Here is a 9,759-nt window from a genome sequence, read left to right as displayed (position 1 = left end):
CTCGCAGTTACTGGCCTTTACCTGTCAGGCACAGGCTGTGCAGTCGCTGCCCCCCGGCACGTACCGGCTGCTGGATATTGTGGATAACCCGGCAGCAGGCCCAGAGTTATCTGGCCATGTTTGCCAATGATCTGGGGCTGAAATGGAACGTGGATCAAATGTTCCGGCAGATGCTTCAGGGTAAGATCGAGGGTTAGTGCTTATGTTTGTTGTGCTTTTTTCGGCAGTAGTCCCAGAGTTGGAAAGTCACTGTCGCACCGAAAATAACCGCAGCCATAATAGCCATCGTCAGAGATAGTGGGTCAAGGTCAAACATTGAATAACTCCTTAATGTTTATTCTTTTTCCGCTTTCTGATGTGGTATTCCACCCAGACGATGCAAGCGAGTAGCGGGATACCAAACAACGCAGTCATTAACAGATATTGATCGCCTACGGTCATAGTGTGCTCTCCAGTCGGTGCCCCAGGTAGATAAGTCCGATTGCTATTGAAGCTCCAAAAAATAGCAGTTCTTCCAGATTGTTCGGGGTATTAATGAGAGGCCCTATCAGGCAGAGGCCACAAGGCAGTTTCACTAGATCATGGCAGAGCTTTGCCAGATTTTCACGTTGTTTATCGTTCATCCAATTACACCTTTGATTTTTATTCGGACGTTTCCCAAGGACAGCATAGCCCATGAAACTGGATGCCTACCTTTCCCGCATACGCCCGTATGTCAAAGGCTGCCCGGATCAGGTGATCAAGAACTACCTGATCATTACCCTGCGGGACATTTGCCACCGAGCCAATATCTGGCGACACCATGACAAGCTGTTTATGGTCAAGGGGATCAAGGATTACGACCTGACCGCACCTGCTGGCAGCGACATCGCTACGGTGCAGAATATCTTGCGCGAAGACGGCACCCGACTGGAAAGCCGTGACCTTCTGCCCCCTTATCTTTCTGCCGGAACCCCTTACTACTACCGCCATGTTGAAACCACTGCCCTGCACGTTGCCCCGATCCCGGACAAGGACGCCATGCACGACATTGAGCTGACCCTGATGCCTGCCTTTGAAGCGACAGAGATACCGGACGATGTGGGCAACCTGACCCTTGAGTTTGCCTGCTGGGGTGTACTGGCCGACCTGCAAATGATGCCCGATGAACCCTGGACGAACCCGCAGCTCAGTGAGGTAAACCGGAAGAAGTACGAGAAGGAACTGAACCGTAAGCGTATCCGTGGTTTGGTTGGAGTCAGCGGCGGCGAGCAATCGGTGACGAGAAGGAGATTTGTCTGATGGCCATGCCAACCGAAAAGCAACTGCCCGCCTTTTTACGGGGAGACAGTTATGCCATCCCGATAGCGTTCGAGGGGGATGATGGCCAGCTTCAGGACCTGACCGGCTGGAAGCTGATCTTTACCCTGAAATTTAACCGGATGCAGCCGGACGACGATGCCGTGCTGCAAAAACGGATGACGGTATCCGGTACGACGGCGGTGATGTACCTGGCACCGGAAGACACCAACGAGCTGACACCTTACCGCTACGAATACGATTTGCAGTTGATTACCCCGGATGGCAGTGCCGTATCGACCATCGCTATCGGTAAGGTGGAGATTCAGTCCGGGGTTACCCACGCACTTGGATAGGAGAAACAGGTATGACCACTGAAGCCACCGTTGTGACCAACATCGTCAATGATGTGGCCGTTGTTGCAGCCTTGCAGCAAAAGATTGTTGCAGACCGGCTTGCCATTGAACAGGCAGTAGCCAGTAGCCTACCGCTGATCAATAGTGCTTCAGACCGGGCTGATACATTGTCCAGCTCGTTGTGGGGCATGACCACGGAAAACCGGCAGATCAACACGGACATTACCCAGCGATATAACGAGATCAAAAGCTGGCACGATGCCCACGACGCCGACAAGTTGCAACTGACCACCCTGAAACAGGAAATGGTGGTCTTGCATCAATCGGTGGAGGACTCTGTGAATCAGAATGCCCCCACCAGTCTGGATGGTGGCAGTTTTTAGCCACTGTCTTTTATTAAACGCCTGAGACAGGAGTGTCCATTATGGCAACGAAAATCCAGATAAAGCGCAGTACAACAACTGCAAAGCCGAGTTTTCTATCCCCCGGAGAGCTGGCTTACTCGGAGGCTTCAGACAAGCTGTATATTGGTGTTGACGGTGCCGGTATCGACACGATTGGTGGTAAGGATTTCACCGACAAAGTGACCGATTTGACCACCAACATGCGCAACTACCTGCCTGCTGCCACAGCCTCGCAGTTTGGAGCCATTAAAATAGGCACTGGCCTGTCGATTGATGGCAGTGGTGTGGTGTCGGCCACCGGAGGCAGTGCGCAAGGATTGACGGAATCTGAGGTGGATGCACGGGTTCAGCTTGGCGTTGATTCTATTGTTGCTGGTGCTCCTGCCGCACTGAATACCCTTAACGAACTGGCCGAAGCGCTAAATGATGACGCCAATGCCGTCACCAGTCTGACTTCCCAGGTCTCTGGCAAGATGTCCAAAAGCCAGAACCTGGCGGATCTGACTAACGCCACCACTGCCCGAAGCAATCTGGGGCTGGGTACCATAGCGCTTCAGAACTCAGCCAGTGTCAGTATCACAGGCGGTTCTATTGATGGTGTCACTCTGGATGGTGGCACCTTCTGATCCGGCAGCAACAAAAGGAATGGGCCTGTGTCTAACACCATCAAACTGAAAAGCTCGGCTACGCCGGGCAAGGTGCCACTGGCCTCTGACCTTGCGTCGGGGGAGGTGGCGATCAATACCGCTGATGGCAAGTTGTATGCACTGGTAGGTGGCGTGGTTACATCACTCACCCTCCGGGATTGGAGCGAGCTTGCCGGTAAACCTGCTACCTTCACCCCTTCAGATCATACCCAGAGCATCGCCTCGGTGGATGGTCTTCAGAACATCATTAGCGACCTGACTGCCCGCATAGCGGCTTTGGAAAGTCAGGGTAATAACGCCGATGGTATGAAACTACTGAGTACCGAAACGCTCACCAACGGCACGGAATTTATTTTTGACAGCCTGATGGATGACACCGTGTACGGTTCATACTTGTTGATATTGAACAATGTCACTATCAGTGACACTGATTTTGTTGGAAAGTATATGGGCTTATCCATTCAGCAAAGTGCCGGAGGGGGATTCTGGGATGGTTATGGTGCATTCAGAATGAAAGTGCTGGCTAATGACGGGTCAACGACTCCAGTGGCCAAAGAGTATCTTGGCCTGCGACTAATGGACGACACCTTTGACTCAATAAATATCTCTGGTCAGATCAACATCACACCAGGAGGTAATGGACTGGGCGCGATCACCGGTCATCTGCAAACCGGTAATGGCATCCCTTATTTGTATGCCACGATGTCAGCGGAATGGGGCGGAACCATGCACGGAATAAAACTGTTTGCCAGTGTGGCTGACAAGCTGTCCGGTTCGGTTTCCCTGTATGGCTTGAAAAAGTAAACGCCCATGAAACTGGACATCACTTCCTTCACCGGCGAAGTCCCCTGGCTGGACAGCCATCTGCTCGAAGACACCCAGGCAGAGGCCGCCATTGACTGCCGGTTGACCAATGGCAGCCTGCGAGCCTACTACGCTCCTGCTGATGAACAGGCCCTGAACGCAACGCCGCAGTCCATCTACCTCTATCGCAACGAAGGCAGCCGGTACTGGTTTGACTGGACCACGGACGTGGACGTGATCCGTTCCCCGGTGGCCGACGACCCTAATAACCGGGTTTACTACACCGGCACGGTGAAAGGGCCCCGCTACACCGATAACGGCCTGGCCTTGAGTGGTGGCAGTGACTATCCGGTTAATGATCATCAGCTTGGACTGCCGGAACCGGACGTGGCTCCCGTAGTGACGCTCAGTGGTACACCGCTGGACGATGCGGAAGCAGTGGATGCCGAAACCCGTTTCTATACCTACACCTGGGTGGACGAGAACGGACGGGAAGGACCGCCATCGCTGCCCTCCGGTGAAATTGTAGTGAAGCCCGGTGAAACAGTGGACATTACTGTGGGCTCAGGTCCCGGTGCCGTGGATCTGAATATCACCCATTACCGGATTTACACCAGCACCCAGATCGGCGTGTATCAGCTTTGCACCCAGATCAACAACGCCGGAACGGTGGCCACCGATACCCCCGTAGGCGTCACCACTGTGGTGGATGAAACGCCGTTGGACCAACGGGGCGGCATCCTGAAAACCATCGGCTGGATAGCGCCACCCAACAACCTGCAAGGCATGGTGGTGCTGCCCGGTGGCGTGGCGGCGGGATTCTCCGGCAAGGAGTTGATGTTCAGCGAACCTTACCATTTGTACGCCTGGCCAGCAGCCTACCGGCTGGCGGTGGAGTATGACATTCAGTCACTGGCAGTGGCCGCCAACAGTGTGATCATTGCCACGGATGGTTATCCCTATGTGGCCTTTGGCACCGAACCCAGTGCCATGACCCTGGAACGGCTGGATACGGCACACGCCTGCATCAGCAAACGCAGCATGGTGGATATGGGGGATATGGCCCTGTATGCCTCCCCTGATGGTCTGGTGCGGATCGCTGGCGGCCGGGCAGAGTTGATGACCCGCAATATCATCAACCCGGAAGACTGGCGGCAACGGTTCAAGCCACAGACCATCCATGCCTGCTTCCATGATGGCCGGTACTTTGGTTTTTATGGGGACGCTATGGACTCTCCAGACGATAAAGGCGGCTTTATCTTCAGTCCTGACAGCGGCACCTTTACCGAGCTCGGCACATACGCTGATGCCTGTTACCGTGATCTTCAGGACGACAGCCTGTATCTGGCCATTGGCGACACCATCAAGGCGTGGGACAAAGGCACTGCACTGATGCCCTATCGGTGGCGCAGCAAGGTGTTTCAGGGTAAGCCTGCCCTGTTCAGTTCGGCAAGGATCATGGCCGACAGTTATACCGACCTGGTGTTTCGGGTGTTTCGGGATGAACAGCAAATTCTGGAACTGCCGGTCACGTCTGGCCGGGGCTTCCGACTCCCCGCATGCCGGGGCAGTCGCTGGCAGTTTGAGTTGGCAGGTACTGATACCGTGACCGCCTTGATTGTGGCCAGCTCGATGGCAGAGCTTTAGGGCAGCCATTCCTCATTCATAATCTGCCCATAGGTCCATGGGCAGGTATCCGGGAAATCCCCTTCGGTCAGGGTCTGGTGTTTTTGCAGGTAGGGGCGCAATTCTTCAACGGCTTCCTTGCGCGCCTTGGCATACAGGCTCTCCAGTGACTCCGGCAACAGGGTTTTGAGGGATGGGTTGTCGGCCAGCCGGTCACGGATGTTTCTCCGGCAGCGGTGGATCGTACCGAACCATTCTGCGCAGTTATAGGGCATGGGCAGGTCAGGGTTTATGAATTGACTCTGGTGCTGATATTTAAGCAAGTGGGATAACAGGGTTTTGCAGTGGGAAGTCAGGGAGCTTCGATTGCTTTTACCCACGTCGCCCAGTTCCTCTAACAGGTTTTTAATATCCAGCCGGTCAAGTTGGCCGGATAGCAATAATTGTTTCTGCTGCTCTGCCCATTGCTCATAGTCGGTGTCGTAGAGATTGTTTTTGCTGTTCTGCATTGCCTGCATCCTTTTTATTTACTGTTCACCATTTTAGGTTACCCATGGCCAAATTTCCCGCGCTGCCCGCCAGCGTAGACCGCTACGTGCGCGAGTTCCTGAACCGTCTGGCCGGTCGCAGCGGCAATGCCGGAGACAAGGCAGTGCTGCACAGCGAGCTGGCTGAGCTGGGACTGGCCAAAGAAATAGGCCAGCGGTTAAGTTTGCCTGCCTCTGCCGTGGGTTCCATTACTGATACCCTGAAACCGGTTCAGCCAGAAATCACGGTCCCGGTAGAGGGTGATGGAGATAGTGGCGTAACAGCGCCGGATGCACCCACCGCTGCCACCGGCTTGTCCACCAACGGCATTTTTGGTGCCGTAATCCTGCAATGGGATGCCCCGGCCTACAACGGTCATAACCACACCGAAGTGTGGCGAGCACAGATAGATGACCGGGCACAGGCTTCTCTGGTCCATGAAGCCAATGGCAGCCGCTATACCGATGTCACCGGCAACGACTATCTGGTGCTGAAACAAGGCCGGATCGAGTCCTATATTTACACCGCCAGGGCCGGTCACGTTCGGTATAAAGAGGTGCGCCGGACGGAAAGCGGCGTCGGCAGAAATGGTCAGGCAGTGATCGTTCCCGCGTATTTTAAAAGCCAGCCCACCATTAACCTCTATCCCCGCGACATTACCGTCTATAACGCTGATTATCCTGACCAGTCCCAGCGGTTGGAACTCTACCACACCACTCCCCAGCCCTATGGCCTTATTGAAGGTGCGTGGGTGTTTTTCCCCTATGCCCGACTGCTGCTGGCCGATGGCAGCAAAACCGAGGCCAACGGCAAAATTTATCAGGGAGCTGGTAATAACGCGCAATGGTTTTCTTACGACACTGATCAGGTAAAAAAGGTGACGGTGAAAGGGCGTGTTGCCAGCAGTCGGTCCACTGGCAGTGGCGGCACCTGGCAGAACCGTAAAGTCACCATGACCCTGAAGTATCGCCCGGACAACAGGGACTGGATTGATGGTGAGTCGGTCACTGTGGACATTGACCAGTTCACTACTCATGACCTCGAAATCAGCCAGACCCTGACCCAGGGAAATTATGACGTGGGTGTGCAATTTTTTGCTGAAGACCGTGAGGGCACCTTCAACAGTGGTGAAGTCACCTACGACTACAAAAATGAGGATTGGGGAGGCAACGACTGGCAGAAAACGCTCAGTCCCAACGGTTCTGCACAGACAGTACGCCATAATATTGCGATCAATAACCCGGCACTGACTGGCTGGGAAATCACCAAAATCCTGTTTTTCGCCAGGGTGGATATACGACTGGAGATCAGAAACCTCTATCTCTATGAAAGTAAGGTCTGGGGAAACGATATTGCCAAAGGTCGGGCGAGAGTGCGCATCCCTGACGATGTAGGTGGCTACAACACTTACGAAAAAACCACCTCCAACAACACCTTCTACTGGGACACCACGGCTTATGACCTTGGTGCCACCGATGCCAGCATTTCAGATGCCATTATCCACTGGACCGCTACCGGCGAATAAACAGGAGAATAATCATGGGCATATCACGATCACAAGGCTTCACCCGTGTAGGGATGCCTGACTCAGGCAACAGTTACGGACTGACCGGCAACAGCGCCTACCAGAAAAGTCTGGATCAGATGGGGAGTTTCAACACGTTTTCCCTGGGCTCCGGCAGCCGTCACTTTGGGCAAGGAGGCAATGCCCAACCGGGAATGCCCGACATCGCCCCCCGCTATGCCTACGATGATCAGGACGGCAAGTATCAACTGAATATCGACGCTGCAACTGATGCAGCAGACACTCTCAAGGAATACGGTGACAAGCTGTTTGATGTGTTCGACAACTACCAGACCAATTTCCAGTACCTGGGGGACAACGCGACGGTATCCAATGCCCAGCTCCAGAGCCGGTTGGGGGAAGCCAGTAGCGACTATCAGGCCAACGCCGACCTGCAACAGGCCGAGTATGAACGGGATATGCGCCGGATGGGCGTAAACCCCAATTCAGCACGGTTTGCCGGGTTTGGTACCAGCAATGCCCTTCATAAAGCTGCCGGGTTGTCGGCTATCCAGAACCAGGTACGGGACACTGCCAGGGAGGAAAGCTGGAATCGTAACCTGGACGTGGCAGAACTGGGACTGGACACCGCCAGGACCGCCACCGATGGGGTCAGCAGTGCCGCCAATGTCTACAAGCTGGCAGCGGATATGTTCACGGATAACAAGATCAAGTATGACCAGCTTAACGAAGCGGCCCGTCAGTACGACCTTGGTTACGGATTTAAGCAGGACGAGATTAAACTGGCGGCGCAGAACCAGGCATTCAACCAGGCGCAGCAGCGGTGGCAGCACGGGTTGGTGCATAAATACGAAAATAACGGCAAATGGAATTACAGCGAAACGGTTGATTACGAGTATTAATTCACGGAGGAACACCATGTATATCGGATCGGACGGCAGAGTCTATCAGAACAAATTCGAGTCACTGGGCCATGGCACCAAAATGCCCGGTTACGCTGAAGAACAGCACGCCATCAACCAGCGCCTTGGCGAACTGGCCAGACGGCAGCAGGAATACAATGGGCAAGAGCAGCAACAGGCATTGACCCAGCAATCCATCGACAAGAACGATACCGACCTGTTCTATGACCGCCAGCGCCAGCACGACGAACTGGTCAACCGCCAGTACGGGATCGGTCAGACCGGCAGGCAGTCACCCGCGCCGCCAGCACCGCAGGGCAGTCAGGCCGGTTATGGTATGCCCATGGAGAGAAAGGAAACGGTGGTCAGCCCACTGACGCAGGATGCCGGTAAGCTGAACCGGATGCTGCAAAAGTACCATCAGGGGCAGGACCCACGGGATGCAGAGGATGCTATTAAGTTTATCAACCAGCACCCCGGTATTAAGGCCGGTAACGTATCCTCCATCCAAATAAACCACAGCGACCGCAACGAAGACCCGCTGGTCAGCCTGCTCAGTGACAATGGTGATCCGGTCAAGCAGTTCTATCTCAGCTCCCTGTCCAACCTGAACAACTTTGCCGGTCAACGGCAGCAAACCTACGACCCCGGCAGTAAGGGCGTCAGCGATGTCAGCAAATTGATGGAGCAGCTTATGCCCATGGCCGAAGCCATGGCTACCCAGTCACTGGCCGATCAGAACCTGAAACCGGAAGAACTGTCCATGCTCAAACCCCCAGCCGTGCGAGCCGCACTGGACCAGTTGATGAAGCCCTACCAGCCCAGCAACCCCGGTTATCAGAATGGACCAACGCAATACCAGAACGATAACCCGGACTTTGACCTGTTTGGTCCCAGGGAGACAGAGGCGGCTCCCAAAGAAAAAACCTATCAGGATGTCATTGATGAACTGGTTGGAGCACCGCCGCCACCTTCTGGCGTACCATCAACCTCTGTTCCAAAACGGGGTTATGGCCATAACCCCGGCTCCTATCCCATGCGCAGGGCTCCCGGCACTTTCCTCGACTTCAACCCCGTTTATGGTCGCTAACTGACCACCGATCACCGATCACCGATCACCGACCACCGACCACTGTCACGGACGACCCTATGAACTGGCACGATTTTATTGCGACGCCCGCCTACCAGCAGGCCAATGACGCCGAACGGGAGCAACAGCGCCAGCAGTACTGGCAGCAGCATATTGCCCCCCATGTACCGGATGAACACTACGTAGACGCCTACCTCCAGTTTAACCAGCGCACCAGGCCACGGGGCAACCCGGACAGCGGTGTGCTCGGTGATATGGGCGATGCCTTTTTGCACGGTGCTTATCAGGGCTCTGCCGATCTGGTGTCCGGTGTTGACCGGGTGTTTGGTGGCAATGGTCAGAATGCCCCGGCTAACTGGCTGCGGAAAAAGGCCGAACAGCAGATTGATGATATGTCCCCCTCTGCCGGTCAGGCATTGCAGGGGTTTAATATTGGCACCCAACCTGATGGCCGTTTTGGTTTCAGTGACCAGAGTACGTGGGCCGGTGCCGGTCTGGGTATTGTCTCCGGTCTGGGTTCCCTGATCCCCTCCATGATCCCCGGTGGTGCCGTAGGCCGGGGCTTGAGTCTGGGGGGCAAGGCGTTGGCCGGTGTCGGC

The 9,759-nt window shown here is 54.8% G+C and carries 12 protein-coding genes; 10 read left to right on the top strand and 2 right to left on the bottom strand.

The genetic code is table 11. The annotated features are described in order from the left end of the window. Positions 1-193: 193 nt before the first annotated feature. Complete coding sequence (locus ACO6UY_RS23270) at positions 194-316, bottom strand: hypothetical protein (protein WP_422447879.1); 123 nt, start codon at positions 314-316, stop codon at positions 194-196. Between the two features lie 359 nt (positions 317-675). Between ACO6UY_RS23270 and ACO6UY_RS23265 the strand changes: the two genes are divergently transcribed. The 6 genes from ACO6UY_RS23265 to ACO6UY_RS23240 are packed head-to-tail and all read left to right on the top strand — an operon-like array spanning position 676 to position 5,136. Beyond that, complete coding sequence (locus tag ACO6UY_RS23265; RefSeq protein WP_422491446.1) at positions 676-1,281, top strand: hypothetical protein; 606 nt, start codon at positions 676-678, stop codon at positions 1,279-1,281. Further along, positions 1,281-1,634, top strand: a complete 354-nt coding sequence (locus ACO6UY_RS23260) for a hypothetical protein (RefSeq protein ID WP_422491445.1) — start codon at positions 1,281-1,283, stop codon at positions 1,632-1,634. Before ACO6UY_RS23265 ends, ACO6UY_RS23260 begins: the two co-directional genes overlap by 1 nt. Before the next feature lie 11 nt (positions 1,635-1,645). After that, complete coding sequence (locus ACO6UY_RS23255) at positions 1,646-2,017, top strand: hypothetical protein (protein WP_269671991.1); 372 nt, start codon at positions 1,646-1,648, stop codon at positions 2,015-2,017. 41 nt (positions 2,018-2,058) lie between these two features. Further along, positions 2,059-2,664: a hypothetical protein gene (locus ACO6UY_RS23250; RefSeq protein WP_422491443.1), complete on the top strand. Its 606-nt coding sequence runs from the start codon at positions 2,059-2,061 to the stop codon at positions 2,662-2,664. Positions 2,665-2,691: 27 nt separating this feature from the next. Beyond that, entirely contained in the window at positions 2,692-3,489 is a 798-nt protein-coding gene (locus ACO6UY_RS23245; RefSeq protein WP_422491442.1) for a hypothetical protein, read from the top strand. Between the two features lie 6 nt (positions 3,490-3,495). Further along, positions 3,496-5,136 carry a hypothetical protein gene (locus tag ACO6UY_RS23240; protein WP_422491440.1) on the top strand — a complete coding sequence of 547 codons (1,641 nt, stop codon included), beginning with the start codon at positions 3,496-3,498 and terminating at the stop codon, positions 5,134-5,136. Here ACO6UY_RS23240 and ACO6UY_RS23235 read toward each other — a convergent pair. Beyond that, positions 5,133-5,624, bottom strand: coding sequence for a DUF29 domain-containing protein (locus ACO6UY_RS23235; RefSeq protein ID WP_422450825.1), 492 nt, complete (start codon positions 5,622-5,624; stop codon positions 5,133-5,135). The genes ACO6UY_RS23240 and ACO6UY_RS23235 overlap by 4 nt on opposite strands. 44 nt (positions 5,625-5,668) lie before the next feature. Here ACO6UY_RS23235 and ACO6UY_RS23230 point away from each other — a divergent pair, with 44 nt between their 5' ends. The 4 genes from ACO6UY_RS23230 to ACO6UY_RS23215 all read left to right on the top strand — a co-directional run. Then, on the top strand, positions 5,669-7,168 hold the full coding sequence (locus ACO6UY_RS23230; protein WP_422450823.1) for a hypothetical protein: 1,500 nt from the start codon (positions 5,669-5,671) through the stop codon (positions 7,166-7,168). A gap of 14 nt (positions 7,169-7,182) precedes the next feature. Beyond that, positions 7,183-8,070 (top strand): hypothetical protein, encoded by an 888-nt coding sequence (locus ACO6UY_RS23225; protein WP_422450822.1) that lies wholly within the window; start codon positions 7,183-7,185, stop codon positions 8,068-8,070. Between the two features lie 16 nt (positions 8,071-8,086). Then, positions 8,087-9,160, top strand: a complete 1,074-nt coding sequence (locus ACO6UY_RS23220) for a hypothetical protein (RefSeq protein ID WP_422491439.1) — start codon at positions 8,087-8,089, stop codon at positions 9,158-9,160. Between the two features lie 59 nt (positions 9,161-9,219). Next, positions 9,220-9,759, top strand: a 540-nt coding sequence (locus ACO6UY_RS23215) for a hypothetical protein (RefSeq protein WP_422491437.1), incomplete at its 3' end; no start/stop codon positions are given.

This window comes from Endozoicomonas sp. ALE010 (assembly GCF_049310165.1).
Lineage (GTDB): Bacteria > Pseudomonadota > Gammaproteobacteria > Pseudomonadales > Endozoicomonadaceae > Endozoicomonas.
Note: the sequence above shows the minus strand (reverse complement) of the source record. Positions and strands in the feature narration are given on the sequence as shown.